The following is a 26,127-nucleotide window of genomic DNA, read 5'->3' as shown; positions in this document are numbered from 1 at the left end:
CCCATGGACTTCCAGCTCACCGAATCCCAGCGTGCCCTGCAGGACACGGCGCGCAAGTTCGCCCGCGAGGTCATCCGCCCCAAGGCGGCGCACCACGACGAGACCTCCCAGTTTCCGCGGGAGGTCATGATGTCGGCCTGGGAGAACGGCCTGCTGAACATGGCCACCCCCGAGGCGTACGGTGGCCTGGGTCTGACGCACCTGGATCAGCTCCTGGCCTACGAGGAGCTGGCCTGGGGCTGCGCGGGCATGGCCACCTCCATCACGGCCAATGACCTGGCCAACCTGCCCATCATCGTGGGCGGCAGCGAGGAGCAGAAGCAGCGGCTGCTGCGGCCCTTCACCGAGAAGTTCAAGCTGGCCTCCTTCGCCCTCACCGAGCCGGAGGCGGGCTCGGACGTGGCCGGCATGAGCACCACCGCGGTGCGCGACGGCGACCACTACGTGCTCAACGGCGCCAAGTGCTTCATCACCAACGGCGGCCACGCGGACCAGTACACGGTGTTCGCCACCCTGGATAAGGCCAAGAAGCACAAGGGGATTACCTGCTTCGTGGTGGAGGGCCGTCCCAAGGGCCTCACCGTGGGCAAGCACGAGAACAAGATGGGCCAGCGCGCCAGCGACACCGTGGCGCTCACCTTCGAGGACGTGCGCGTCCCGGTGGCCAACCGCATCGGTGAGGAGGGCGAGGGCTGGCGCATCGCCATGGAGACGCTGGACAACAGCCGTCCCATCACCGCCATCCTCTCGGTGGGCATCGCCCGCGCCGCGCTCGAGCACTCGCTGGAGTACTCCGCCCAGCGCAAGACGTTCGGCAAGCCCATCCGCGAGCACCAGGGCATCCAGTTCATGCTCGCCGACATGGCCATGAACATCCAGGCGGCGCGCCTGCTGTGCCACCAGAGCGCGTGGCTGCTGGACCAGGGCCAGCGCGCCTCCCTGCAGTCCTCCTACGCCAAGTGCTTCGCCGCCGACATGGCCATGAAGGTCACCACCGACGCCGTGCAGGTGTACGGCGGCTACGGCTACATCAAGGAGTACCCGGTGGAGAAGCTCATGCGCGACGCCAAGCTCATCCAGATCTACGAGGGCACCAGCCAGGTGCAGCGCCTCGTGATCGCGCGCGAGCTGTTCAAGTAGGGAAGAAAAACTGTCCGCTGCAGACGCTTCTCCGTTGCCGATGCGGGGTGTTGATGCGTAGATCACCGCCCCGCGACGCGGCGCGTTGCGTCATGAACGTGCGCCCCGTTGCGCCATTTCTGGGAGTACCCGCTCTAAGGAGAAGGACGTGAAGATCCTCGTCACCGCCAAGCGCGTGGAAGACCCCGAGTCCAAGATCAAGGTGAAGCCGGACGGCTCGGGCATCGTGCAGGAGGGGCTGAAGTACAAGATCAACCCCTTCGATGAGATTGGTGTCGAAGAGGGACTGCGCCTCGTGGCCAAGCATGGCGGCGAGGTGGTGGTGGTCTCCATCGGCGGCAAGGAAGTGCAGGAGCAGCTGCGGCACGCGCTGGCCATGGGTGCCACGCGCGCGGTGTGGGTGAACCACACGGGCCCGTTGGATCAGATGGGCGTGGCGGGGCTGCTGCAGAAGGTGGCGGAGAAGGAGAAGCCGGACCTCGTCATCCTGGGCAAGCAGGCCATCGACGACGACCAGAACCAGGTGGGCCAGTACCTGGCCGAGTTCCTGGGCTGGGGCCAGGCCACGTTCGCCTCGAAGGTGGAGTCGCTGGAGAGCGAGCAGGAGAAGAACAAGGTGCCGGCGCTGACGGTGGGCGCGGACAACAAGAGCGTGCGCGTGGTGCGCGAGGTGGACAACGGGCTGGCCACGCTCGAGTGCACGCTGCCGGCGGTGGTCACCACGGACCTGCGCCTGAACCTGCCGCGCTACGCGAGCCTGCCGGGCATCATGAAGGCCAAGAGCAAGCCCATCGAGGAGCTGACGCCGCAGAAGCTGGGCGTGGACGTCACCCCCAAGGTGCAGGTGCTGAAGATGGCCTCTCCGCCTCCGCGCAAGGCCGGCATCAAGGTGCCGGACGTGGCGACGCTGGTGGACAAGCTGCGCAACGAGGCCAAGGCGGTCTGACCGGGGCCCGTTCCCCCTCTTCTTCGAGAATCTGGAGCTGAACATGCCGATCGTTCTCATCGTTGCGGAGCAGCAGCCGGACGGGAACCTGCGCAAGGCGACCCTCAATGCCGTGGGCGCGGGCAAGCAGCTCGCCGACAAGGCGGGCGCGGAGCTGCACCTGGTGCTGCTCTCCAAGGATCCCTCCAAGGTGGCCACGGAGCTGGCGGGCCTGGGAGCCAAGGCGGTGCACACCGCTGCGGCGCCCGAGTTCGAGCACTACCTGGCCGAGACGTACGCCCCGGCCATCGCCGAGCTGGCGAAGTCCATTGGCGCCAACTACGTGGGCATGGCGTCCACCGCGCAGGGCAAGGATTTGATGCCCCGCGTGGCGGCGCGCCTGCAGGCGGCCATGGCCACGGACGTGATGGGCTTCAACGGCGCGGGCGCGGACGTGACGTTCAGCCGGCCCATGTGGGCGGGCAACGTGTTCGCCGAGGTGAAGCTCACCACGCCGGTGAAGGTGTTCACGCTGCGCGCCACCGAGTTCCCCGCGGTCGCGGGGGGCCAGGGCGCCGCCGAGGTGAAGGCCTTCTCGCCCAAGGTGGAGACGGGCAAGACGAAGTTCGTGGACTTCAAGGAGGTCAAGAGCGCGCGTCCCGAGCTGACCGAGGCGCGCGTGGTGGTGTCCGGTGGCCGCGGCACCAAGGGCGACTTCAAGGAGATTGAAGCGCTGGCCGACGAGCTGGGCGCCGCGGTGGGCGCCTCGCGCGCGGTGTGCGACGCCGGCTGGGTGCCGAACGATCTGCAGGTGGGCCAGACGGGCAAGGTGGTTGCGCCGCAGCTGTACATCGCCGCGGGCATCAGCGGAGCCATCCAGCACCTGGCGGGCATGAAGAGCTCCAAGACGATCGTCGCCATCAACAAGGACGCTGAGGCGCCCATCTTCCAGGTGGCCGACTACGGGCTGGTGGACGACCTCTTCAAGGTGCTGCCCGCGCTGCGCGAGGCCATCCACAAGGCCAAGGGCTAGGCACTCCGGGCCTCTGGGTCCACGGGAGGGGCGGTTGCGGGGGGGAAACACTCCTCGCGGCCGCCCCTTCTTCGTTGATATCCCCGCTGTCCCCGCTGTCCCCTCTCCCTTCGGGAGAGGGTCGGGGTGAGGGTGCCTGGGTCCGTTCTTCAATCCGTGGCCCGGAGTGGGGGCACGGGGTTCAACCCGCGTTCACCCGATACCCTCACCCCGTCCCTCTCCCGGCGGGAGAGGGGAAATTGAGGGGAAATGGATCAGAGCTCGATGTCTTCCTTGCCCTGTCCCGACTTGCCTTCTCCGGGTTCACGTGGGGCGGGCGCCTCGTCCTCGGGCAGGGGCTCCACGTCCGGTAGCGACCTGGGGTTGAAGGGGACTGCCTTCGGGGCCGGCTCCACCGAGGGCCCGAGCAGGTTGATGACCGGGTGATCCGGCACCTCCACCTTCAGGGTGGTGAACGTCCACTCGTCGCCCTTCTTGTAGGCCTCGCCGTACAGGGTGCCACTGGCCTTGGGGCCCTTCAGGCCCACCGCGAAGCTGGCCGAGCCCCCATCCGTCCCGGAGTGCATGGAGTACTGCTGGGGCATCATGCTCGACTCGATGGGCTCGCCGAGCGCCTCGCGCACCTCCAGGGACTGCTTCGCCTGGGTGACCCCGTCGACGAGCACACCCGAGCCCCGCAGGGACTGCCAGGTGGTGGCGCCGAAGATGAGGAAGCCCAGGACGCAGCAGGAGAACAGCAGCCCCAGGCATCCCACGGGCGCCGCCCATATCCAGTTGCGGCTCCACCAGCCCCGCTGGGGGACTAACTGGCCCTCTGACGTCGTGCTCATAAATTTCCTGTCTCCTCGCGCCACCGTACCGGGCGGTGCGCACCTCACGTCATAGCGGTTCCCGGATGGTCGACAACAGGGCCAGCGAGCGGGCGCCGTTCCTGGCCCGGGGTTGCGGGACCGGGTAGCATCCCACCCATTTCGTCGAGGGCTGGCGGGTGAAGGGGGCCTGGGTGGACGCGCGCGGAGGAGACGTGATGGAGGCGGTGCCGCGCCTGCACCCGGAGGCGGGGGTTCAGCGGGTGGGAGACCGGATGCTGGCGGTGGGCCCGGATGACACCCTGCACACGCTCGAGGACGAGCGGGGTGAGGCCTCCGAGGTGGCCGAGCGCATCCTCGAGCTGGTCGATGGGTGTCGGACGGTGGGCGACATCGTGGCCGTGCTGTGTGAGGAGTTCGAGGTGGAGCCGGCGCAATGCCGGGAGGACACGGCCTCCTTCGTGAAATTGCTGGTGGAAAAGAAGGTGCTGGTGCTCGGGCCATGAGCCTGGGAGGTCCGCGCCGGGTACAGCGAGAGGCACTCATGCATCGAGCGGGATGGAAGTGGATTCTGGCGGTGTGTGCGCTGTGGGTGGCGGGGTGTACGTGCGGCACGCCGCCGGTGGAGTCGGAGCTGGCGGTGGCGTTCGCGCAGCCGGTGGACGGCCAGCGGCTGGCGCAGGGGGATGACGCGGACCCGGCGGCCAGCGGCTTCCAGTACGACGTGGTGGCGGTGGCCACGGACTCGTCGGGGCGCGCGGTGACGCTGGCCCGGGCGAAGCTGGAGGTGCAGCTGCCCGGAGAGCCCTCGTGGCGCGAGGCGGCGGCCGCGTTCATCGACGGGGGCCAGGTGCGCTTCCCCACGGTGACGCTGCCGGGGCGCACCAACGTGCTGCGGGTGACGGTGGAGGAGGCGGGCTCCAAGCGCACGGCCACGCTCAGCCAGAGCGTGACGGTGGGCGGGGAGTCGTGGAGCGTGGACATCTCCGGCCCCGCCGAGGGGCAGGTGCTGCGCGAGTCGGATGACGTGGACCCGTCCACGCCGGGCTACCAGGTGCGGTTCAAGCTGCGCACCAGCGGGCTGGCGGGCCGGGCGGGCACGCTGTACTGCGGCAACGCGTGCGGGATTCCCACGGCGGACTTCACGGTGGCGCCGGGTGGAACCACCGAGGTGCCGGTGACGCTCACCGAGGCCGCGTGCGAGGCGCAGGTGGCCGAGTGCTACGCGGTGGTGCGCTATGGCGACAAGGACGTGGCGAGCTCCAAGCGCAGCTTCACCCTGGACTCGGTGGCGCCGCGCGTGGAGCTGTCGGCGCCCGTGGCGGCCGTGGCCTCCTCGACCTTCAAGGTGGAGGCGGTGGTGGGCTGCTGCGAGGACGGCACGGTGGCCACGCTGTCCCGCGAGGGCCAGACGCCGTTGTCGGCGACCGTGTCCGGAGGCGTCGTCTCCTTCCCGGAGGTGGTGGTGCCCGAGGGCGGCCTCTTCCCCTACACGCTGCGGGTGACGGACTCCGGTGGCAATCCGGTGGAGCGCCCCTTCGACGTGGTGGTGGCGCCCACGCCTCATACCGTCGAGCTCACCACGCCCTCCTCGGTGGTGGATGCCGACGGCGATGCCTCCAACGGCATCCAGGTGGACGTCACCGCGACGACGAGCGCGACGGAGCCGGCGACGGTCATCGAGTTCTCCACGACCGTCACCGGCACGCCCGGCACGCCGGTGCGGGTGGCCACCGCGGCGGCGGGTGGGGGCGGCCGGCTCGCCACGTGGCGGGTGTCGCTCGCCGAGGGGAGCAACGCGGTGCAGGCCTGCGTGCGCAATCCCGCGCTGCCGTCCTCGTGCAAGAGCGCGACGGTGAACGTGAGCACCGGGCGCGCGGCGTGCCGCATCGTCTCGCCCCTGCCGGGCGCGGCGGTATCGGCTTCGGGCCTGTCCGTGCGGGTGGAGACGAGCACGGGCCCGGTCACGGTCCGCCTGCGGAATGCCTCCGGGGTGGAGACGAGCGTGACGGGGAGCGTGGTGGGCGGCAGCGCCGAGGTGTCGGCCGCGCTCGGTTCGGACGGGGCCTACCGGCTCGTCGCCGACTGCGGGACGCTCGGGGTGAGCCAGGCGCTCACCGTGACGCGGGACACCGTGAGCCCCGAGGTGCTGGTGTCCGTCTCCAGCGAGGACGCGGGGAGCGGCGTGCTGGGCACCCAGACGCGTGACACCTCCGCGCTGCCGGGCACGCAGGTCATCGTCTCGGCGCGCACGGACCCCTTCGCCACGGTGGCGCTCACGGGGTGCGATCCGGGCAACAACGTGCGCACGGTGGCTGATGCCTCGGGCCTTGCCCTGCTGCGCGAGGTGACGGTGCCCGCGTCGGGGACGTGCTCGCTGTCCGTCAAGGCCACGGATGAAGCGGGCAACAGCACCACGCGGGAGAAGGCGCTGACGCTCGGCCTCACGGGCGCGCACCTGGCCATCGTCGCTCCGGCCGCGGGCCGGGCCCTGGGCTCCGGGGACGGGACGGTCCGCTCCGCAGGCGGGCTCACGGTGGACGTGCGGGTGTCGGTGTCCGCGGGCAGCGCCGGGCAACTCAAGCTCTTCCAGGGCACTCGGGAGGTGGGCTCCCTGCCGGTCACCGCCTCGGGCTCCGCCCAGGAGCTGGTCTTCTCCGCCGTGGAGCTCAACGAGGGCGCGAACGCCCTGCGCGCCACCCTCGCCAGCAGCACCGGCGTGGCGGCGTGTGCCACGGAGCTGCTCACCGTGGACACCGCGGCGCGCACCCTGACGCTGCTCCGGCCCGTGCCGTCCACCCGCTTCAACCTGGCCTCGGATCGCAACACCGAGCAGCCCGGCATCCAGGCGCCCCTGCAGTACGCGCTGGCCGGAGCCGCCGCCGGAGGCCGCGTGGACATCTGCACGAGCCTCCCCCTGGTGCCGGCGGCCACGCCCTGCCGGGATGGCTCGGGCTTCTACACGCTCGCCACCGACGTGCCCGCCTTCGTGGCGGACTTCACCTACCCGGATGGCGAGTACGCCCTCAAGGCGGTGCTCAACGACACGGGCTTCACGGACACCACCGCCGTCTCGTTGGTGGTGGACTCGGTCCGCCCGCGCGTCACCAGCATCGTCTTCGACGACGACGACAACCAAGACGGGCAGCTCAACCTGATGGAATCGCCCTCGGGCGTTCCTCCCACCGTCACCGTGTCCTTCACCGGCGTGGAGGACGGGCGCAAGGTGCAGGTGCGCGATGCCATGGGCGTGACGCTCTTCGGCCAGGCGGACGTGTCCGGTGGCGTGGCCCGGGTGCCGCTCTCCAGCCTGCCCAACACGGTGGAAGCGCGTTACTCGCTGGTGGCGGTCATCACCGACGCCGCGGGTAACTCCAACAAGCTCTCCAGTCCCGCGCCGTTGGATCCGCTCAACCTCGCTGCCTTCTCGCAGTTCCGGTTGGATCGCTTCCCACCGGTCCTCGCGGACGTCTCGCCCGTGGACAAGACGGTGTTCGGCCCCTCCGATGACGCGGACGCCGCCACCGCGGGCTACCAGGTCCTCCTCTCCGCCCGGACGAGCCCCGACGTGGGGCCCGAAGGCGTGGAGATCAACGTCACGCCGCTGGGCGAGCTCCGCAAGAGCACGCCCGCCTCGCTGAAGATCTCCGAGCACTTCACGCTCCCCACCTCGGGGCTCACGGAGTACGCCTTCCGCATCCAGGCCACGGACGAGGCGGGCAACCAGACGGTCCTCACGCGGACGGCGACGGTGGATTTCGAGCCGCCCGTGCTGGTGCTGGTGTCGCCCACCCCGAGCGCGGGGGCGGAGCTGAGCTCGTCCATCGTGACGTTGCGCGCCAACGTGAGCGGTGCGACGGGCCGGACGGTCAACATCACCAGCATCCCGAAGGATGGGCGGGCGCCCGTGCCGCTCGCCGCTCCCACCGTGGGCGCTGACGGGGTGAGCTCCGTGACCACCAATCTGGTGCTCGGCCTGCAGGACCTGCGTTTCGAGGTGAGCGACGCGGTGGGCAACGTCACCGTCGTGCTCGTGGAGAACATCAACGTCACCTTCGAGGGGTGCGACCAGCGCTTCACGAGGCCCTCGGGGACGGCGGTCACCCTGGCCCAGAAGGATGACCTCAATCCGTCGGCAACGGGCCTGCAGTACCGCATCGAGGGCGTGACGAGCCTCTGCATGGGCCGTCAGGTCCGGCTGTTCCGCGGCTCGGCGACGGATCCCGAGGCCACCACCACGGCGGATGCGTCCACCGGGAGCTTCGGCTTCGATGTCACGCTCCCGGATGCGGCGACGACCACCCTTCGCCTCGAGATGGATGACGGCCGCACCAGCACCTCCGTCTCCTCGGGCATCACCGTGGACCTCACGGCGCCGGCGCTCGCGAGCGTGGTCCCGGCCGCGACGGCGCTCTTCTTCGTGGCCGACTCCAACGAGGCCTTCTTCCGCACCCCCGTGCCCGCCAACTACATCGCCGACCTCACCCCGGACGGAGACGCCGAGGCGAAGCTCGCCTTCCGGGTGACGGGGGGCAACAACGGCACGGTGCGCGTCCTCTACAACGACGTGGACCTGGTGAAGCCGGCGGTGGTGCTCGATTCGAATGACAAGTCGCTGGATCTGCCCATCACCCTGCCGCACGGCACGACGGGCTCCCTGGTCATCGTGGCGAGCGATGCCGCCGGCAATGAGACGCGCCGGAGCGCCACCGTCACCGTGGACGTCCGGCCTCCAGCGGCCCCGGTGGTGTCGGCCAACGTCGTGGCGGGGGCCGAGCGCACCGCCTCGGTGGCCGTCACCTGGACGGCCGTGAAGGACGATGGCTCGGACGCGGCCTCCGGTGAGCCCGCGGGGTATGATTTGCGCTGGTCGACGAACGTCGTCCAGGCGGGCGGCCTCACCACGGATGCGCTCTTCTTCGGCGCCAAGGCGAAGCAGGCCAGCGCCACGCCGCTGCCCGCCTCCACCACGGCCTTCACCCTCACGCCGCTGCCGCCGCTGACCACCTACTCCGTCCAGCTCCGCGCTCGCGACGAGGTGGGCAACTACAGCCGCATCGCCGCGCCCGTGACGTTGGACAACTTCCTGCGCACCCTCAACGTGCTCAACCCGGGCGCCGGCACCCGCTTCGGCTTCCTCGTGGGCTCCGGCAACCTGGACGGCACGCCGGGCGATGACCTGGTGGTCGCCAACTTCGATCAGGGCTCCAACCGGGGCGCGGTGTACGTGTACTCGGGGACGGATCTCTTCCCCGCGGGAGGCGGAGCACCCGTGCCGGTGCAGACGCTGCTTCCACCGGACACCACCGCGCAGTTCTTCGGCGTCGACCTCGGCATTGGCAACGTCGGAGACGTGGCGGGCGAGGGCAAGGCGGACCTCATCGTGGGCGCGTCCGGCTGGTCCAGCAACGTCGGCCGGGCCTTCCTCTACTTCGGCCGGGACGGAGCGAAGGGGGTGGATCCGACGGCCCTCGAGTTCCGTGGGTTGACCACGGCGATCCCCGTTGGCCGCCTGGGCGTCACGACGCGCATCATCGGCGACATCAACGGGGATGGGCTGGGAGAACTGGTCCTCAGCGCCTCGTACGAGAACAGCGGCCTGGGCCGGGTGTACCTCTTCTACGGGCGCAGCCGGGCTCAGTGGGACGCCCTGCGGGTGGATACCAGCTCGGGGGCAGTCTGCACGGTGGCCAGCACGTCCTGCCACATCCCCGCCACCAAGGCGGATCGCATCTTCACCGGCGAGACGCCCCCGGTCTCCACCGCCATCAACTCCTTCGGCCGCCAGCGTGGCGTGGTCGCGCTGGGAGACATCACGGGCGATGGCTACGGGGACTTCGCGCTGCCGGCCTCGCGCGAGCTGCTCAACCGCTTCTACCTCTTCTCGGGCAAGGCGGTGGTCGATGCCACGGCTCCCATTCCGGCCGGCTCGGCCCTGCAGACCCTCTCGCAGACGACGAGCTCCGACACCCGCTTCGATGGCTTCGGTACCGAGGCGTGCGCCAACGTGGACCTGGTGGGCGGCCCGGGACGGGATCTGGTGATCAGCTACCCCTTCGCGAACCGTCTCCTGGTGTACGCGGATGGCGGGCCCGTGGGCTATCCGCCCGCGCCCGCGCTCAACATCCTGGGGGCCAACAACTTCGGCAACGGGCTGGCCTGCGCCGACATGAACGGGGACGGGAAGCTCGACATCGTCGCGGGGACGAACATCCTGACGGGCGGCTCCGTCTGGGTGCTCTACAACCGGGCAACCCCGGGCTCGGAGTTCGAGCTGTCGCTCGGAGGGTTCAGCCAGGGCCGGATCATCTCCTCGGGCGCCGCGGCGCTGGGCGTGAGCGTGACCACGGCCGACTTCAACGGGGACGGCCGGCCGGACATCGCGGCGGGGGACAACCTCGGTGGTGGCCGGGTGCAGATCTGGTATTGAGGAGGGATGGCGATGAGCAACGAGACCAGGAAGCGCAAGCGGCCCTACCGGCCTCCGGCGATCCGTTCGGAGAAGATTCTCGTGGCCAACCTCTTCGCCTCCCAGGGACAGGACTGCGAGCCCAACTGCGATATCCGGGCCCCTGACGGCGAGTTCTGATGGGGCGTGAGGTGCTGGCGGGGGAGGGCGTCATCGAGGTGGAGGACCGGCTCGTTCCGCTGCTCGAGCGGCGGTGCGTCTGGTCCCACCTCCAACCCACCGGGCAGGCAGGCCAGGTCCGGCTGCGCCTGAGTGCCCGTCCCGCGTCCCCCGAGGCCAGTGCCCGGGGCTTCCTGCTGGATGCGCAGCGGCCCCAGTGGGGCTCCGTCGAGGTGGAGGCGGAGCAGGTGGTGGCCCACATCCCGGCGGATCCCTTCGCGGCCGAGGCGGCGCTGCGGGCGGCGGTGCTGGTGAGCGTGCTGCGGCAGGGAGGCCTGCTGCTCCACGCGGCGGCGGTGGCGTTCTCCGGAAAGGCCCTGGTCATCGTGGGCCCGAGTGGCGCCGGCAAGTCCACGCTGGCGCGTGCCGCGGTGGCGGCTGGAGGCGCGCTGTTGTCGGACGAGACGGTGGGGCTGCTGCCCTCGGGCACGGTGCATGGAAGTCCCTTCCGCTCGGATGCGGACCTGGTGCCCACGTGCGCGTCGGCCCGGCTGGCGCGCATCGTCTGGGTGGTGAAGGGCCCCGCCGAGTCGGTGAGCCCCGTGGAGGCCCCGGAAGCGGTGCGCCTCCTGCTCCAACAGGCGTACGGGCCACCTCCCGGGACGGTGTCGCGCCCGGAGCTGGTGGCGCGCGCGGTGGCGCTGGCCGGACGCGGGGGCCTGTTCCACTTCACCTGCCGCAAGTCGCCGGACGCGGGCGTCTTCGCGCGGGACTTCGTGGGCGCGGCGTGAATTCCGGAGCCGTGGGGCAGCTGCTGCGCCACCTCCCCGAGGGAGGGACGCTCTGGGTGCGAGGGCTGGGCCGCAGCATGTGGCCGCTGTTGCGCAGTGGGGACTCCCTCCAGGTGCTCCGGTGCGCGGCGGAGGCGGTGGCTCCGGGAGACCTCGCCGTGCTGCTCCGGGCGGATGGCGGGCTGACGGCGCACCTCGTGACGGGTACGTCCCCGGTGCGCACCGCCTCGTTGCTGGGCAGGGAGGACCCTTCCGCCGAGCTGCTGGGGCGGGTCATCCGCGTGCGGACGCGGGGCGTGGAGGTGCCCGTCCCCGTGCTCGCGCGTCCGCTGCTCCGTGCCGCGCAGCGCCTGGGCACCACGGCCTTCCGGAGCCCCGTGCTGCGAGGGGCCCGGCACCTGGCGCGTGCGTGGGGAACGTCAGAGTGGACACGGCGTGGGCGGGCCCGGTGGCTCGGCGCGCTGACGGTGCGTCCGTTGCGCCCGGGGGAGGAGGAGGCCCTGCTCGTCTTCGTGGGACATCACCTGCCCCACGCGGCGGCGGAGCTGGGGCCGGGGCTCGCTCGGGGCGCGGGGCTGGCGGTGGTGGCCCTGGATGCGAGGGGCCGGCTCCGGGGCTTCGCCTATGCGGAGCAGGGGAGGGTGCGCTGGCGGGTGGTGGCGCCCGTGGCGCGCGGGCTCGGGGTGGACGGGGCGCTCCAGCGGGAGCTTGCACGGGAGGCAAGGGCTCGGGGGTGGGAGGTGCGGCCTCCCCCATTGCATCAGCCCGAGGAGTAAGCCAGAAGCAGCCCGTGAGCAGCACTCCGGCACCGACGCAGACGACGGGACTCCCGCCCCACCTCGAGGCCCGTTCGCGCCTCCAGGCCGACGGGGCCCTGGCCCTCATCACCGCCTTCTGGGGCGTCACCTTCGTGGTGGTGAAGGGGGCGCTCAGCCATGGAGATCCGTACTCCTTCCTCGCGCTGCGTTTCGGCATCGGCGCGCTGGCGCTCACGGCCATCGCCCGGCGCGAGCTGTTCGTCCCCGACACGCTGCGCCGGGGGTTGCTGCTGGGCGTCTTCCTCTTCCTCGGCTTCGTCCTGCAGACGGTGGGGCTGGTGTCCACCACGCCCTCGCGCTCGGCCTTCATCACCGGGCTGTACGTGGTGCTCGTCCCGGTGCTGGGACTTGCCCTCTTCCGGCGGGTGCCGCGCATCTTCTCGTGGGTGGGCGTGGTGCTGGCGGCGGTGGGCATGCGCTACCTCACTGGCGCGGAGCTGGACGCGGGGCACGGCCTGTCCCGGGGCGACTGGCTGACGCTGGGCTGTGCGCTGGCCTACGCCTTCCACATCCTCCTCACCGAGCGGTACGCGCCGAAGTCGAACGTGGTGGCGCTGGTGGGGGTGCAGCTGTGGGTGGTGTCCCTGCTGTCCCTGCTCTGCCTGCCCTTCGCCGGGGCGCGGGTGGAGTGGACGCCCTCCTTCGTGGGCGCGGCGGCCTTCTGCGGGCTCTTCGCCAGTGCGCTCGCCATCTGCATCCAGACATGGGCGCAGGCGCGCACCACGGCGGTGCGCGTGGCGCTCATCTGCTCCATGGAGCCCGTGTTCGCGGGGGTGTACTCGGTGGCGCTCGGCTACGAGACGCTCGGCCCGCGTGAGTGGGTGGGCGGAGGCCTCATCGTCCTGGGCGTGTTGGTGGCCGAGCTGGGAGGCCATCTCTGGGAGCGGGTGCGCGCGCGCCCGTCCCCCCGGCTGCCGGACGCTCCGGCCAGCGAGTAGGGCGAGAAGACGTGCATGCCCGCCGGGAAGCGCTATACCCAGCGCTTCCCATGAGCGTCGAGCTGCGAAGGAACGGACTGCATGTGACGGGGACGCCGCTGTCCCTGGACGCGAAGCGCAAGTCCCCGCTGTCCTTCGTCAGCCACGCGCACTCGGACCACATCGCCCGGCACGAGCGCATCATCGCCACCGCCGCCACGCTGCGGCTCATGGCGCACCGCCTGGGCAACCTCAGCGCGCCGCTGTCGGTGCCCTATGGCCGTCCCTTCGCGCTGGGCCCGCTCACCCTGGAGCTGCTGCCCGCGGGCCATGTCCTGGGCAGCGCGCAGATCCGCGTCACCCGCGAGGACGGCAAGCGCATCGTCTACACGGGGGACATCAGCCTCGCGCCCTCGCTCACCGCCGAGCCCGCCCAGGTGGCCGAGTGCGACGTGCTCGTCATCGAGTCCACCTTCGGGCACCCGCGCTACGTCTTCCCGCCGCGCGAGGAGGTGCTGGGGCAGGTGGAGTCCTGGGTGCGCCGTCACCTGGAGCGTGGCGCCGTCCCGGTGCTGCTGGCCTACGCGCTGGGCAAGAGCCAGGAGGCGATGAAGTACCTGGCGGACCGCGGCTTCCCGCTGGTGGCGCACTCCTCCATCTACGAGGTGACGAAGCTCTACGGCGAGCTGGGCGTCCCCATCGAGCCGCTGCGGTGCTACGAGGGCCGCGTCGAGCCGGGCGAGGTGCTCTTCTTCCCGCCGCACCTCAACCGGGGCGGGGCGCTCGCGCCGCTCTGGCCCCGCGCCACCGCCGTGCTCACCGGCTGGGCGCTGGATGGGGCCGGGGCCACGCGGCGCTACAACGCGGACGTGGCCTTCCCGCTCTCGGACCATGCCGACTGCCCCTCGCTGGTGCGGTACGCGAAGGCCACCGGCGCCCGGGACGTCATCACCCTGCACGGTTTCGCCGAGGAGCTGGCCGAGGTGCTGCGCGGGCACGGCCTGGATGCGCGGGCACTCGGTGCGCCCAAGCAGCTCTCGCTCCTCTGAGCCCCGCAAAGACCTGACGGGGATACGGTGCCGTGCCGTATCCCCGTCCGGTACTACTGAGGGGGGTACTACTGGAGAGGTTACTACAACTTCTGGGGGGACTCTTCCGTTTTCTGAGGCGCTGTTAGCGCACGGAGATGGAGGCCGAGGTCAGCACGAAGGCCCGCGACTGGTCCGTGCCCGAGCCGATGGTGATGGCCGACGGGATGCCGGGGTTGGTGGTGAAGCTCACGCCCTCGGGGCCCGCGAAGCTCAGCTCGTAGTTGCCGGGGACGAGGAACTTGAAGCTGGCCTCGAACACGCCGTCGCCGTTGGAGTCCGTCAGGGCGATCTCCTCGGCGGCGGGAGCGGAAGCGCCATCCGGGTCGGTCTCGGTGCTCCGGAGCGTGGCGCGGAAGCTGCCCAGCGTCAGGGCGGTGCCGTTCAGGGTGGGCAGGGTCACGCCCTCGCCCTGGGCCAGCGTCACGTTCACGCTGCCGCTGAACACGATCTCCCCGCCCTTGATGACCGGCTTCATCACCCACTTGTCACCCTGGCCGCGCTCCTTGCCGAAGCTCTGGGACACGTCGAAGTCCACCAGGATGACCTTCTGCTCGCCGGCCACTTCCACGTCGCCATCGAGCTTCACCTTCACGCCGGAGGTGCTGAAGCTGGGCGTCTGCAGGATGCCGGCGACGCTGGCGCCCTCGGGCAGGCCCGCGTAGTCGTTGGAGGTGGCGAAGATGGCCGTGCTGCCGTCGTCCTGCTCCACCTCGATGTAGGCGCCGGAGATGACGAAGCGCAGCTCGGAGTAGCGGCCCTCGGGGACGATGGCGTCCTTGACGATGTCCTTGGTGTCGTTGGCCAGCGTGATGAGGTTGGTGGTGGTGGCCTCGTTGCTGAGGACCACGCGGCCACCCTCACCCTGGAGGTAGACCTGGGAGATGGTGACGACGGCGGCCTTGAAGTCGCCCGGAGCGTCGGTGAGCTTGATGGTGACGCTGTTCTGGTTGCCACAGCCCGCGGTGACCAGGCCGAAGGCGAGGGCGAACAGGCTGAGCGTGAGAAGCTGGAGGCGTTTCATGGAGAAGTGCTCCGGGGTGTGGTGAAGGAACGCATGAGCCCGTGGGCTCACGTGTCCACCCCAAAGCACTCCGCGTGCCGCGCTCCTGGGCCCCGGATTCCGGCCACTTGCGGGGCCAGGGGTCCGGGGGGTGTACCGGATGGGACAGGGGGAGTGTCCCGGGACGTTCACTCCCCCCGTCACCCGCCCATCACCCGCCCATCACCCGCCTGTCACTCTTCAGCGGGCGACTGGACGATGAGCTTCTCCTTGCCGCACACATCGCAGCGCAGGTGGACGAAGAGGTCGTCCTCGCTCTCCTCGGGCACCTCGCCCTCGGGCACGCCCAGCTCGGCCTTGGCCAGCGCGGCCACCTTCTTGGGGATGTCCTCGGCGCGCAGCGACTGCACGTACGTCATCTCCCGGTCATGGCACTCGCGCGTCTCGGGGCCGGAGAGCCACGCCGGCTCCATGCCCTCGGGCAGCCGGCCGAGGAGCTCCAGGTGGCCGAGGGCCTCGGCCAGGTAGGCCAGCCGGCGCAGCCGGGCCTCCTCGGGCAGGGCGGAGAACACCTGGAAGCTCTCGAGCAGGGCCTGCCGGTCCTCGCCGGTGGCCAGCTGCGCCAGCTCCATGGCGGGCTCGGCCGACTCCAGCGCCTCCTCCCAGTTGTTGTCCGGGTTGAAGCCGGCCTCCAGCAGCGCGGAGTACAGCTGGGTGGCGGACAGCCGGCGGCGCACCTCGTGGGTGTGCTCCACCACCTCCTGGGGCAGCCGCAGCTCGAGCAGCGCGCCGGTGGTGCGCGGGTCCACCGAGCCGGTGAGGTCATCCACCGCCAGCTCCTCGCGCAGGGCGTCCTTGAGCACCTTGGCCGCGGAGAAGCGGAAGGAGGGCACCACGCCCACCTCGCGCAGGTACATGGCGGCGAGGTTGGAGTCCTTGGCGCCCATGCGCAGCGAGCGCTGGGCCCGCTCCACCGCGCCGGGGTCCGCCGCGGGCTTCTTGTTCTCCAGCCGCGTCTTCACCGCCTCGCGGTAGAGCGTCTCCAGGGAGCTGCCCGGGGGCAGGCGCGTGGGCAGCAGCGGGCGCAGGCCGGACACGTCCAGCACCCAGAGCGGCGGGGAGCCGAGGCGCTTGAGGGCGCGGAAGAAGAGCTGGCCCGGGTTGTCCTGGGGCTTGAAGGGCGGCAGCTCGTTCTCCGCCTGCTGCTGCTCGGAGGCGGGGGCCAGCAGGGAGCCCGGGCCCATCACCTTGTCGCGCTGCTCGCGGGTGAAGGCGGTAATCCCCTGCACCGGCGGCGGCGGGGGCGGCGGGGGCTCCTCTCCGTCCAGGCCGGTGACGCGGTCCATGTCCACCTCGTCGAAGTCGGCCTCCTCCAGGCCCCGGGCGCCCGTGAAGTCGCAGCGCAGCAGCTTGAGCTTCTCGAAGGTGGCCCCTTCCAGGTTGGCGCCCCGGAAGTCGCAATCCTGGAGGCGGCCACCATGGAAGTAGGCGTTGGAGAGGTCCGTGTCGCGGAAGTTCACCTTGGACAGGTCGCAGCGCTCCCACTCGCTGCCGACCAGTTCCAGTCCGGACAGGTCCGCGTTGGCGGAGAAGAGCTGCGCGAAGGTCGCGCCCGTGTGCTCGGTGGGCACCTTGCCGGCCTTGCGCAGGCGGTTCCACTCGGCGCTTCCGTTCTGCAGGAGCTGTTCAATCGTGGGGGCTTTCGGCATGGACCCGAATTTATCGGTGTGCTGTGGTCCGTGCGCCAGTCAAATGATCGAGTTCCGAATCGAGGAAGACAGCGCGGGTATGCGGTTGGACAAGTTCCTCCGCAAGAAGCTCGCGAACGTGCCCACCTCGCACCTCTTCAAGATGATTCGCGTGAAGAAGGTGCGGGTAAACGGCAAGCGGGCCCAGCCAGAGCAGCCCCTGGCCGCCGGCGACACCATTTCCATCCGGGGGACCGAGGAGCAGCTCCTCGCCCCCGCCGCCCCCGAGGAGCGCAAACCCCCACCCCCTCCCCCCGTGGACCCCAGCGAGCTGGTCATCCTCTTCGAGGACGACTGGCTGATGGCCGTGGACAAGCCGAGTGGGATGGCCGTCCACACCGGCAGTGGAATCACCGGCGGCACGCTGGTGGACTACGTGCGTGCCTACCTGGGGCCCAAGGCGGTAAGGAACGACTTCGCCGCCAGCCCCGCCCACCGGCTGGACAGGGAGACGAGTGGCGTCATCCTCGTCGCCAAGCGCCGCCCGGCGATGGTCCACTTCACGGAACTCTTCACCAACGGACATCCGCGCAAGAGGTATCTGACACTGGTCAAAGGCCGGATGCCGAAGGACTCGGGGGTCATTAACCTGCCGCTCGCTGAGCACCAGCAGACGGCCGAGTCCAAGGCCCGTCGCGGGGTGAACATGCAGGAGGCCGTGACGCGATGGAAGGTCATCAAGCAATCGGGCGAGGTAGCCCTCCTCTCCTGCGTCATCGAGACCGGACGCACTCATCAGATAAGAAGGCATCTGACGGCCATTGGCCACCCGGTCGCCGGGGACAAGAAATACGGTGACTTCGGCTTCAACAGGGATGTGCGGGCCCGTTGGGGGCTCAAACGCCTGTTCCTGCATGCCGAGTTCATAGAGTTTCCCCACCCGGCTAGCGGGGGCAAGGTGGCGGTGGAGGCGGATTTGCCCCCGGAGTTGAAGGACGTGCTCAAGCGCGCCGCGCTGGAACCCTCATGAGTCAGAATCCCGAGAAGACCGATCGCTCCGAGTCGAAGCTGGTGCTCGACGGTGTTCCGCCCAAGCGCCCCATCTGGGTGCGCCTGTTGAAGTTCGTCGCGTGGGCGGGCCTGACGGGCGCCACCGCCGCGGTGATTGCGGTGGCGGGCGTGTACTACCACTACTCCCAGGGGCTGCCGGACATCCCCAAGGTGGACCAGTACTGGCCGCCCATCGTCACCGAGGTCTACACCGACGACGCGGTGCTGGCCGGTGAGTTCTACCACCACCGGCGCAAGGTGGTGCCCTACGAGCGCATCCCCAAGCGCCTGGTGCAGGCCTTCATCGCCAGTGAGGACTCGAGCTTCTTCGACCACCAGGGCGTGGACGTGCTGGGCACGGCGCGCGCCGCCTTCAAGACGATCTCCAAGAAGCTGGGCCTGGGCGGCAGCGTGCAGGGTGGCTCCACCCTGACGCAGCAGACGGCCAAGGCCGTGCTCATCGCCGCCGAGGGCTACGAGAGCGCCACCGCGAAGAACCTCACGCGTAAAATCCGCGAGGCCATCCTCGCCCGGCGCCTGGAGGAGGCGCTGACGAAGGAGGAGATCCTCTACCTCTACCTCAACAACGTCTTCCTCGGGCACCACAGCTACGGCGTGCAGAGCGCGGCGGAGAACTACTACCGCAAGGACGTGCGCGACCTGACGCTGGGGGAAATGACGCTCATCGCCGGCCTGCCGCAGGCGCCCAGCCGCTACTCGCCCTTCAAGAAGCCGGAGGCGGCCAAGAAGCGCCGCTCGTACGTGCTCAAGCGCATGTTCGACGAGGGCATGATTTCCGCGGAGGAGCGCGCCCAGGCGGACGCCGAGCCGGTGAACGTGTACCCGGTGGAGGACGTCTTCCACGAGTTCGCCCCGTACTTCACCGAGCAGGTGCGCAAGAACCTGGTGGAGCGCTACACCAACAAGATGCTGCTCAACGAGGGCCTGAAGGTCTTCGCCACCATGGACAGCGAGCGCCAGCGCGCCGCGCAGGAGTCGGTGCTCGAGGGGCTGATGGCCATCGACAAGCGCCAGGGCTTCCGCGGGCCGGTGAAGCAGCTGACCACGGAGCAGGAGCGCAAGGAGTTCATCGACAGGTCGATGAAGGCCATGGGCGACGAGCAGCTCCAGGAGAACAAGCTGTACGTGGCCCGGGTGACGAAGGTGGAGACCGAGGGCGTGGAGGTGCAGGTGGGTCCGCACAAGGGCCTGCTGCCGCTGATGGGCATGCGCTGGGCGCGCAAGGTGAACCCCGAGGGCTACTACCCGGGGCTGATGCTCACCTCGGCCAAGCGGGTGCTCAACGTGGACGACGTCATCGTGGTGCGCCACGTGGTGAAGAAGGAGCTCACCGACGACAACGTCCAGTTCGACCGGAAGCTGGACAAGGAGATTCCCGAGGGCGTGCCGCTCTTCCGGCTGGAGCAGGAGCCGGAGCTGCAGAGCGCGCTGGTGTCCATCGATCCGCACCGCCAGTACCTCACGGCGATGGTGGGCGGCTACGACTTCGACGCCAACGAGTTCAACCGGGCCTTCCAGGCGTGCCGCCAGCCGGGCAGCTCCTTCAAGCCGCTGGTGTACTCGGCGGCGCTGGAGCAGCTGGGGTGGACGGGCGCCACCATCATCGTGGACTCGCCCATCGTCGAGCACGATCCGGAGAACGGCGTCGCGTGGAAGCCGGACAACTACAGCGACGAGTTCCTCGGGGACGTGCTGCTGCGCACGGCGCTGGTGAACTCGATGAACATCCCCGCGGTGAAGACGTTCGCGGCCGTGGGCGTGAAGAACATGGCCGAGTGGAGCACGAAGCTGGGCCTGTCCACGCCGATGAACATGGACTTCTCGGCGGCGCTGGGCTCCTCGTGCGTGTACCCGTACGACCTGGCCAACGTGTACGCCGTCTTCAACCGCTACGGCCGCAAGAAGCCCACGTACTTCATCCGCAAGATTGAGGACCGCTTCGGCCGCACGCTGGAGGACCACACGGCGTACGACGACGCGTGGGCGCCGCTGCAGGACCGGGTGGCGGCGGGCTACGCGCGACTGTTCGAGCCGGGCGAGCAGGTGATGAGCCCCGAGACGGGCTTCATCACCACCAGCATGCTGCGCGGCGTGGTGACGGAGGGCACGGGCGGCCCGGCGCAGAAGCTGGGCAAGCCGGCGGCGGGCAAGACGGGCACCACCAACGACTCCTTCGACACGTGGTTCGCCGGCTTCACGCGGGACCTGGTGACGGTGGCGTGGGTGGGCTACGACAAGAACGAGCACCCGCTGGGCCGTTACGAGACGGGTGGCCGCGCGTCGCTGCCCATCTGGCTCAACTACATGAAGCCGGCGCTGGCGGCGCGTCCCCAGTCCGAGTTCTGGCCGCCCGAGTGGCTGCGCGACACGATGATGCTGCTGCGCATCGACAAGAAGACGGGGAAGATCGCCTCGTCCGGGTCGAAGGACTCCGTGAACATCTGGTTCAAGAAGGGCACGCAGCCCGACGACGTGGCCCCCGAGAAGGGCGCGGTGGGCGTGCAGGACTTCATCATGGGCGCGCCGTAGTCAGCGTGCCCGGGACGCCGCCGTGCCTCAGCGCATCTTGCGCGCGGCGGCGTCGAAGATGGCGTTGGGCAGCTGCTTCAGCACGCCCATGACGCGGGCCATCTGCCAGGGGAAGGCATACTGGTTGTCCCCTCGTACGATGGCCCTGGCCATCAGCTCCACGGCCTCTTCCGTCTCCAGGAGGAAGGGCATCTGGAACTTGTTCTGGGCCGTCATCTCGCTCTTCACGAAGCCGGGGTAGAGGCAGGTGACCTGGACGCCCGTGCCCCGCAGGTCCACGCGCAGGCTCTCCATGAAGGTGGAGAGGAAGGCCTTGGAGGCGGAGTAGGCGGCGTTGCGCGGCAGGCCCCGGAAGGCAGCGAGGCTGGCCACGCCCACCACATGGCCCCGCTTGCGCTCCACCATCTGGGGCAGCACGGCGCTCAGGGTGGCGGCGGCACCGGTGACGTTGACGTCGATGGCCTTCTTCACGGTGTCCCACTTGATGCGCTTGCCGGACGTCTCCTGGCCGAAGCCGGCATTGGCGATGATGAGATCCAACCCGCCGCAGGCGGCATCCAGCTCGCGGATGCGGGCGAGGGTGTTGTCCGCGTCGGCGACGTCGAGCTCCACCGGCTCGATGTGGGCGTTGGCGGCACGGGCCTCGTTGGCGAGCGCCTCCAGGTTCTCGCGGCGCCGGGCCGCGGCGTACACCTTGACGCCGCGCCGGGCGAACCAGAGCGCCAGCCCGCGCCCCAGGCCACTCGAGGCTCCCGTCACCAGCGCCGTGCGATAGCTCAACTCCGCCATGTGTGCTTCCTCCGGATGTGCGGGCGACTTCCTGCCACGGAACGCCGGGGAGCGGGGAAGGAAAACGACGCGGTGCGGCATGAGACTGCCCGGCAGGCGGCCTTCCGAGCCCCCGCCTCATGGGCCACCCCCAGGGCTGGCGATGGTGGGGGAGCGGTCATGCTGTCGAGCGAAGCGGCCCTCCCGTCTCCAGGGTGTGACGACTGCTCCCAACGGGAGCCCGAGGTGGAGGGTTCACATGGGATTTCTGGATCGCATCTTCGGTGGGGGTTCCCGCGACACGAGGCCGGAGCGGCGAGGGGCGGCGGTTCCCTCCGCCGATGACCAGGCGCTGGCGCGCTACCGGTACCTGCTGCGGACGGCGCCGCCGGAAGCCATCGAGCAGGCCCATGCCGAGGCCTTCGCGCAGCTGACGCCCGAGCAGCGGGTGCGGGCGCTCCAGGAGCTGGGCCAGGAGCTGCCGTCGGCGGAACGGAGCGCCGCTGACTCGAATGACCCGGACCCTCGAGCGCTGGCGAGAATGGCGACGCGCGCCGAGCTGCGCCGGCCGGGGACGCTGGAGAGCTCCTTCGGTGGAGGCGGCTTCGGAGGCATGTTCGCTGGGAGCCTGCTGGGCAGCATCGCGGGGACGGTGATCGGCTCGGCGATCGCCCACCAGTTCCTGGATGGCTTCGACGGCGGCTGGGGGGATGAGGGAGCGCTGGACTCGGCCCAGTGGGAGGACACGTCCGCTGGAGACGACGCGGGCCTTGGAGAGGACCTCGGCGGCGACCTGGGCGACTTCGACGTGTGACGCCGTTAATGAAGATGAGCGAAAGGGGGACGTGACATGGCTTGGAACACGGCTGCTGGAGGGATGATCGCCGCGGACGCTCCGGTCTCGGAGCGGACGGCCTTCATCCGCAAGACGTACCTCCATCTCGGTGGCGCGGTGCTGGCCTTCATCGCGTTGGAGGCGGCGCTCATCCATTCGCCGCTGGCGCGGCCGCTCGTGCAGACGATGCTCGGCGGGCGCATGAGCTGGCTCATCGTCCTGGGCGCCTTCATGGTCGTGGGGTGGGTGGCCGATCGCTGGGCGCGGTCCGCGAGCTCTCCCGCCATGCAGTACCTGGGGCTCGGCCTCTACGTGGTGGCGGAAGCCATCATCATGCTCCCGCTCCTCTACGTGGCCGCCTACTTCTCCGGGGACCCGAACATCATCGCCAAGGCGGGGGTGCTCACCGGACTCGTCTTCGTGGGGTTGACGGGAACGGTCCTGCTCACCCGGCGTGACTTCTCGTGGCTGCGTCCCGCGCTGACGGTCGCCGGGTTCGCGGCCCTGGGGCTGATCGTCGTCTCGATGCTCTTCGGCTTCACCCTGGGCACGCTCTTCGCGGCCGTGATGGTGGTGGTCGCCGCCGGGTACATCCTCTATTACACGTCCAACGTCCTGCATCACTACCCGGTGGGCTCCCACGTGGCGGCGGCGCTGACCCTGTTCTCCTCGGTGGCGCTCCTGTTCTGGTACATCCTGCGGATCCTCATGGACCGGCGCTGAAGCGAACAGACGCCGGGGAGTAGGAAGGGCTCGGGGCTCCGTCCGCGCGACGGAGGACCGGGCCCTTCGTGCGTCGGGGGCGTTGGCGACAGGGGGACCTTCCGGGCGCGAATGGCTCCAACTGGTCCAACAGTCGGACCAGTTGCTCGAGCGCGCGCCCGGAAGCCGCCGGGCCGTTGCGCCGTGACCCAATCGGAAAACCTGCCGGAGTGATTGCTCCAGGTGCCTCCCGTGACGCCATGACCGGGAGGAGCCGGGGGCGACAGGGTGAGGCACGCGTGTCGTGCTGGAGACGGCACAAGTGCCTCGGAGGGCAGGGTGTCCGGCGGCGGATTCGAGGTGAGCTTACGGTCCCGGTTGGGTGCCGTGGAGCGTGTGTTCACCTGTCCTGGAGTCGCAGACGGAGTCTCCAGTCGATGGAAGCTCCGGCGGGGATGAGGGCCGTGGGAGGGGGCGGGGATGGTGGGGAGTGGCTTCGTGGGACGTGTCTGGATGGGGCTCGTGCTCGTACTCGCCGTGGCGGAGGGCTCCGCGTTCGCGAGGGAGAAGCGGGCGCCTGCATCACCTTCGCTGGAGGTGGGCACCGACGCCTTTGGCGTGGCGATGCTCCATCCGACGAAGGTGGGCGGAGAGGAGTGGATGCTGGCGGAGAACCCGGGGACGGATGCGCGCTTCGACCCGCAGACTCCGCTCACGCGCAATGCGGACGGCTCCTGGAAGGTGCGGGACAAGCAGGTGCGGATGCACGTCTACACGTCGACGGGATACGACACCGCGGCCATCGCCACCTATGACCGCGAGGTGCTCGCGAGCAGTGGCTTCATGCAGGCCGCCAACGACTGGAAGAACGTGGAGATGACGGGCTACGTGCGGGTGAACGCCGGCGGCAAGCGGGACGAGAACCTCTCCTGGCAGGCGCGCGGTGGCGAGCACACGGACGGACGGCCCTGCGAGGGCTCCGCCTACCACGGTGCGCTCCACTACGATGGCCAGGTGCGGTGGCAGAAGGAGTCCTGGCACGTGAGCTACGCGTCGTCGCCGTACGTGGCGGCGACGGGTGCGCTGCGCGGCCGTTGGGTGGGCTTCAAGGCCATCATGCGCAACGTGCCCACCGCCGAGGGCGGGACGGCCGTCCATCTGGAGCTGTGGCTCGACACGAAGGCGGACGGCGTCTCGTGGGTGAAGGTCTACGACATGGTGGATGACGGGCGCTGGGGAGGCGATGCGTCCTATTGCGGAGGCACCGTGGACGCCATGCCCATCACCTGGGGCGGCCCCATCGCCGTCTTCCGCTGGGACGGGGCGAGCGACGTCGACTTCAAGTGGTTGAGCGTGAGGGAGATCGACTGAGCCCTGCCCTCGCTTCCAGGCGTTGGAAGACAACGCCATCCAAGCCCAGTCGCTGGTACGCCTCCACGAAGCGGCCGGTGCACAGGGTGACGTTGCAGTAGTCCTCCAGCCGGAACAGGTCGAGGTGCTCGGGAAGCGTGGACGCGTCCAGTATCAGGACATCCGGGAGGGGATGCATCCGGCGGCTACAACGGGGACAGGGGGGTTGAGGGTTGGGGGGAAGGCAGTCAGGGTGCAGGCGGCCCACGGGGAGGAGTTCCAGCTCGAGCAACTCGGGCGAGTTGCGCTGGCGGAAGCGCAGGGCGGTTGGGCAGCCCTTGAGTCCTCGAAGTCCTTCCGACTGGAGTTTGTGCAGAGCTTCGCGTTGAACCAACAGCACCTCGGCGAAGTCCATGTGGAGTTGCCCGAAACGGCCCTGGGCTTTTCCCTCGAGCGGGCCGAATCCCACCCCTGGCTCCAACTGCGCTCCCGGAGGCAGCAGGGGCCGTATCAGCTCGCACAACCGTTCATACTCCTCGATGGGTTCGGCTCGGGGGGTTTCGAAATCAGCCAGCGCGGTGATCGGCGTCAAGTCGACCGAAGGGTATACGTTGGCGCCGCCGCTCCATGCGTCCTGACACACTGGGCAATGGACGCCCGGCAGTCCCCATCGATGCGAGGCGTCAACAGAGCCCGTGTAACCCGTGGACCTGTCTTCTCGGATACGGAAGTAGTTCATACGCGGAGCTCTTCGCTGCTTTCTCAGTCGCGGGAGCAAGAAGCGCATGTGGCCCAGCGTATTCCCGCGCGGCGGGCTGCTCCATCGCCGCGCCGCTACCTCTGCACGATGGTCTGCGCCGACTTGATGGCCTGGTCCTGGGCGGTGGACGTGTCGAGCTTCACCACGTGCGGCACGGTCAGTCCCTTCTGGGCCGCGGGCCGCTGCTCAATGGCCGCCAGCCAGCGTTGCAGGTTCGGCAGCCCGTCGATGGACACGCCCGCCCAGTCATGCACGCGCACCCACGCCCAGTTGGCGATGTCCGCGATGCTGTACTCGCCCGCCAGGTACTCGCTCTCCCCCAGCCGCGTGTCGAGCACCGTGTAGAGCCGCCGCGTCTCGTTCTGGTAGCGCGCGATGGCCGAGGGAAGCTTCTCCGGGAAGTAGCGGAAGAAGACGTTGGCCTGTCCCTGCATGGGTCCCACTCCTCCCATCTGGAACATCAGCCACTGCGTCACCCGCGAGCGCCCCTTGCGGTCCGACGGCAGCAGCTTCCCCGTCTTCTCCGCCAGGTACAGCATGATGGCTCCCGACTCGAACACCGCGAAGTCTCCCTCCTCGCGGTCCACGATGGCCGGGATGCGCCCGTTGGGATTGATCTTCAGGAACCCGGGCTGCTTCTGCTCGCCCTTGCCGATGTCCACCGGCTTCACCGTGTACGCCAGCCCCAGCTCCTCCAGCGTCACCGACACCTTGTGCCCGTTGGGCGTCGCCCATGTGTACAGGTCGATCATGCGCCGAATACCCCCTGCAGCACCTCGCGGTGGTAGTTGCTGCTGCCCGTGTGCGTGGAGTGCCACTTCGCCGACTGGCTCAGCCGGTTCACCACCGCCTCGAACTCGGCCTGGCTCACGTCGCGCAGCGACATGTACAGGCGCGCCGCCCCCTGCAGGTACGAGAAGAGCGGGTGCACGTCCGTCCCGTCCGGCCTGCGGCGCAGCTGGCGGAAGAGCCGCTCGAACTCGTCATCCGTCTCGGGCCTGCCCTGCGCCGCGCAGTAGTTGGCGGCCGTCGACTCCATCAGCAGGAAGAAGGGCTGGTACTGCGGCGGCGGCGTCCGCGACAGGTCCGGCGGCACCGCCGAGCCCGTCCACAGCTGCGAGATGGGCTTGAGCTGCACGAGGATGAGTCCCTCGTTGCCCATCACCGGCACCTCCCCGAGCACCTTCATCACCCGCTTGCTCTCGTCGCGCTGGATGGCCACGCGGAGCAGCTCCGGCTGCTCCACCTTCAGGCCCGCGCGCTGCAACTTCTCCACGGCTTCACGATCCACGTCTCACCCCAGCACCTGCGAACATCGTCCGGGTCTCCACT

At 69.6% G+C, this 26,127-nt stretch carries 22 protein-coding genes; 15 read left to right on the top strand and 7 right to left on the bottom strand.

Annotated elements, in window-relative coordinates; all coding sequences use genetic code 11:
* Positions 1–3: 3 nt before the first annotated feature.
* The 3 genes from NR798_RS38470 (at position 4) to NR798_RS38460 (ending at position 3,098) form a co-directional block, all read left to right on the top strand.
* Entirely contained in the window at positions 4–1,140 is a 1,137-nt protein-coding gene (locus tag NR798_RS38470) for an acyl-CoA dehydrogenase family protein (protein WP_375767543.1), read from the top strand.
* 148 nt (positions 1,141–1,288) lie between these two features.
* Entirely contained in the window at positions 1,289–2,086 is a 798-nt protein-coding gene (locus tag NR798_RS38465; protein WP_375767542.1) for an electron transfer flavoprotein subunit beta/FixA family protein, read from the top strand.
* A gap of 43 nt (positions 2,087–2,129) precedes the next feature.
* Positions 2,130–3,098, top strand: coding sequence for an electron transfer flavoprotein subunit alpha/FixB family protein (locus tag NR798_RS38460; protein WP_375767541.1), 969 nt, complete (start codon positions 2,130–2,132; stop codon positions 3,096–3,098).
* Positions 3,099–3,352: 254 nt separating this feature from the next.
* Here NR798_RS38460 and NR798_RS38455 read toward each other — a convergent pair whose 3' ends face one another.
* On the bottom strand, positions 3,353–3,853 hold the full coding sequence (locus NR798_RS38455; protein ID WP_375767540.1) for a cytochrome c oxidase assembly factor Coa1 family protein: 501 nt from the start codon (positions 3,851–3,853) through the stop codon (positions 3,353–3,355).
* A 248-nt stretch (positions 3,854–4,101) separates the two neighbouring features.
* Between NR798_RS38455 and NR798_RS38450 the strand changes: the two genes are divergently transcribed.
* From NR798_RS38450 to NR798_RS38420, 7 genes are read left to right on the top strand one after another with little or no spacing between them, the layout of a single operon-like run.
* Positions 4,102–4,413 carry a PqqD family protein gene (locus NR798_RS38450; RefSeq protein ID WP_375767539.1) on the top strand — a complete coding sequence of 104 codons (312 nt, stop codon included), beginning with the start codon at positions 4,102–4,104 and terminating at the stop codon, positions 4,411–4,413.
* A gap of 38 nt (positions 4,414–4,451) precedes the next feature.
* Positions 4,452–10,337: an FG-GAP-like repeat-containing protein gene (locus tag NR798_RS38445; RefSeq protein WP_375767538.1), complete on the top strand. Its 5,886-nt coding sequence runs from the start codon at positions 4,452–4,454 to the stop codon at positions 10,335–10,337.
* Between the two features lie 12 nt (positions 10,338–10,349).
* The gene (locus NR798_RS38440; RefSeq protein WP_375767537.1) at positions 10,350–10,496 is read left to right on the top strand and encodes a hypothetical protein; all 147 of its coding nucleotides are present in this window, start codon (positions 10,350–10,352) and stop codon (positions 10,494–10,496) included.
* The gene (locus tag NR798_RS38435; RefSeq protein WP_375767536.1) at positions 10,496–11,266 is read left to right on the top strand and encodes a hypothetical protein; all 771 of its coding nucleotides are present in this window, start codon (positions 10,496–10,498) and stop codon (positions 11,264–11,266) included. Before NR798_RS38440 ends, NR798_RS38435 begins: the two co-directional genes overlap by 1 nt.
* Positions 11,263–12,042, top strand: a complete 780-nt coding sequence (locus NR798_RS38430; RefSeq protein WP_375767535.1) for an N-acetyltransferase — start codon at positions 11,263–11,265, stop codon at positions 12,040–12,042. The genes NR798_RS38435 and NR798_RS38430 overlap by 4 nt, the downstream gene beginning before the upstream one ends.
* A gap of 14 nt (positions 12,043–12,056) precedes the next feature.
* Positions 12,057–13,022: a DMT family transporter gene (locus NR798_RS38425; RefSeq protein ID WP_375767534.1), complete on the top strand. Its 966-nt coding sequence runs from the start codon at positions 12,057–12,059 to the stop codon at positions 13,020–13,022.
* A 50-nt stretch (positions 13,023–13,072) separates the two neighbouring features.
* Positions 13,073–14,050, top strand: a complete 978-nt coding sequence (locus tag NR798_RS38420) for an MBL fold metallo-hydrolase (RefSeq protein ID WP_375767533.1) — start codon at positions 13,073–13,075, stop codon at positions 14,048–14,050.
* Between the two features lie 124 nt (positions 14,051–14,174).
* Here NR798_RS38420 and NR798_RS38415 read toward each other — a convergent pair whose 3' ends face one another.
* Positions 14,175–15,113, bottom strand: a complete 939-nt coding sequence (locus NR798_RS38415) for a DUF4382 domain-containing protein (RefSeq protein ID WP_375767532.1) — start codon at positions 15,111–15,113, stop codon at positions 14,175–14,177.
* A gap of 212 nt (positions 15,114–15,325) precedes the next feature.
* Positions 15,326–16,801 (bottom strand): pentapeptide repeat-containing protein, encoded by a 1,476-nt coding sequence (locus tag NR798_RS38410; protein WP_375767531.1) that lies wholly within the window; start codon positions 16,799–16,801, stop codon positions 15,326–15,328.
* Between the two features lie 43 nt (positions 16,802–16,844).
* Here NR798_RS38410 and NR798_RS38405 point away from each other — a divergent pair, with 43 nt between their 5' ends.
* Positions 16,845–17,810 carry an RluA family pseudouridine synthase gene (locus NR798_RS38405; RefSeq protein WP_375773894.1) on the top strand — a complete coding sequence of 322 codons (966 nt, stop codon included), beginning with the start codon at positions 16,845–16,847 and terminating at the stop codon, positions 17,808–17,810.
* Complete coding sequence (locus tag NR798_RS38400) at positions 17,807–20,380, top strand: penicillin-binding protein 1A (RefSeq protein ID WP_375767530.1); 2,574 nt, start codon at positions 17,807–17,809, stop codon at positions 20,378–20,380. Before NR798_RS38405 ends, NR798_RS38400 begins: the two co-directional genes overlap by 4 nt.
* Positions 20,381–20,407: 27 nt before the next feature.
* Here NR798_RS38400 and NR798_RS38395 read toward each other — a convergent pair whose 3' ends face one another.
* The gene (locus tag NR798_RS38395) at positions 20,408–21,169 is read right to left on the bottom strand and encodes an SDR family NAD(P)-dependent oxidoreductase (RefSeq protein ID WP_375767529.1); all 762 of its coding nucleotides are present in this window, start codon (positions 21,167–21,169) and stop codon (positions 20,408–20,410) included.
* A 238-nt stretch (positions 21,170–21,407) separates the two neighbouring features.
* Here NR798_RS38395 and NR798_RS38390 point away from each other — a divergent pair, with 238 nt between their 5' ends.
* The 3 genes from NR798_RS38390 (at position 21,408) to NR798_RS38380 (ending at position 24,056) form a co-directional block, all read left to right on the top strand.
* Entirely contained in the window at positions 21,408–21,962 is a 555-nt protein-coding gene (locus tag NR798_RS38390) for a hypothetical protein (RefSeq protein ID WP_375767528.1), read from the top strand.
* Between the two features lie 36 nt (positions 21,963–21,998).
* Positions 21,999–22,706 carry a Bax inhibitor-1 family protein gene (locus tag NR798_RS38385; protein ID WP_375767527.1) on the top strand — a complete coding sequence of 236 codons (708 nt, stop codon included), beginning with the start codon at positions 21,999–22,001 and terminating at the stop codon, positions 22,704–22,706.
* 477 nt (positions 22,707–23,183) lie between these two features.
* A complete protein-coding gene (locus NR798_RS38380; protein WP_375767526.1) occupies positions 23,184–24,056 on the top strand; it encodes a carbohydrate-binding protein in 873 nt (290 codons plus the stop codon).
* On the opposite strand, the gene NR798_RS38375 is transcribed toward NR798_RS38380, so the two are convergent.
* The 3 genes from NR798_RS38375 to NR798_RS38365 form a co-directional block, all read right to left on the bottom strand.
* Positions 24,025–24,774, bottom strand: a complete 750-nt coding sequence (locus NR798_RS38375; RefSeq protein ID WP_375767525.1) for a double-CXXCG motif protein — start codon at positions 24,772–24,774, stop codon at positions 24,025–24,027. The two genes, NR798_RS38380 and NR798_RS38375, sit on opposite strands and share 32 nt — an antisense overlap.
* Positions 24,775–24,869: 95 nt before the next feature.
* Entirely contained in the window at positions 24,870–25,547 is a 678-nt protein-coding gene (locus tag NR798_RS38370) for a glutathione S-transferase family protein (RefSeq protein WP_375767524.1), read from the bottom strand.
* Positions 25,544–26,086: a hypothetical protein gene (locus NR798_RS38365; RefSeq protein ID WP_375767523.1), complete on the bottom strand. Its 543-nt coding sequence runs from the start codon at positions 26,084–26,086 to the stop codon at positions 25,544–25,546. Before NR798_RS38365 ends, NR798_RS38370 begins: the two co-directional genes overlap by 4 nt.
* Positions 26,087–26,127 lie beyond the last annotated feature (41 nt).

This window comes from Archangium gephyra (assembly GCF_042230915.1).
Classification (GTDB): Bacteria; Myxococcota; Myxococcia; order Myxococcales; family Myxococcaceae; genus Archangium; species Archangium gephyra_B.
This window is presented reverse-complemented; position numbering and strand designations above follow the sequence as displayed.

What these genes read in the sequence shown, in the direction of transcription:
- NR798_RS38470 (WP_375767543.1), top strand. Translation starts at nt 4, where the DNA reads ATGGACTTCCAGCTCACCGAATCCCAGCGTGCCCTGCAGGACACGGCG.
- NR798_RS38460 (WP_375767541.1), top strand. Translation starts at nt 2,130, where the DNA reads ATGCCGATCGTTCTCATCGTTGCGGAGCAGCAGCCGGACGGGAACCTG.
- NR798_RS38445 (WP_375767538.1), top strand. Translation starts at nt 4,452, where the DNA reads ATGCATCGAGCGGGATGGAAGTGGATTCTGGCGGTGTGTGCGCTGTGG.
- NR798_RS38440 (WP_375767537.1), top strand. Translation starts at nt 10,350, where the DNA reads ATGAGCAACGAGACCAGGAAGCGCAAGCGGCCCTACCGGCCTCCGGCG.
- NR798_RS38435 (WP_375767536.1), top strand. Translation starts at nt 10,496, where the DNA reads ATGGGGCGTGAGGTGCTGGCGGGGGAGGGCGTCATCGAGGTGGAGGAC.
- NR798_RS38420 (WP_375767533.1), top strand. Translation starts at nt 13,073, where the DNA reads ATGAGCGTCGAGCTGCGAAGGAACGGACTGCATGTGACGGGGACGCCG.
- NR798_RS38415 (WP_375767532.1), bottom strand. Translation starts at nt 15,113, where the DNA reads ATGAAACGCCTCCAGCTTCTCACGCTCAGCCTGTTCGCCCTCGCCTTC.
- NR798_RS38410 (WP_375767531.1), bottom strand. Translation starts at nt 16,801, where the DNA reads ATGCCGAAAGCCCCCACGATTGAACAGCTCCTGCAGAACGGAAGCGCC.
- NR798_RS38405 (WP_375773894.1), top strand. Translation starts at nt 16,845, where the DNA reads ATGATCGAGTTCCGAATCGAGGAAGACAGCGCGGGTATGCGGTTGGAC.
- NR798_RS38400 (WP_375767530.1), top strand. Translation starts at nt 17,807, where the DNA reads ATGAGTCAGAATCCCGAGAAGACCGATCGCTCCGAGTCGAAGCTGGTG.
- NR798_RS38395 (WP_375767529.1), bottom strand. Translation starts at nt 21,169, where the DNA reads ATGGCGGAGTTGAGCTATCGCACGGCGCTGGTGACGGGAGCCTCGAGT.
- NR798_RS38390 (WP_375767528.1), top strand. Translation starts at nt 21,408, where the DNA reads ATGGGATTTCTGGATCGCATCTTCGGTGGGGGTTCCCGCGACACGAGG.
- NR798_RS38385 (WP_375767527.1), top strand. Translation starts at nt 21,999, where the DNA reads ATGGCTTGGAACACGGCTGCTGGAGGGATGATCGCCGCGGACGCTCCG.
- NR798_RS38375 (WP_375767525.1), bottom strand. Translation starts at nt 24,774, where the DNA reads ATGAACTACTTCCGTATCCGAGAAGACAGGTCCACGGGTTACACGGGC.
- NR798_RS38370 (WP_375767524.1), bottom strand. Translation starts at nt 25,547, where the DNA reads ATGATCGACCTGTACACATGGGCGACGCCCAACGGGCACAAGGTGTCG.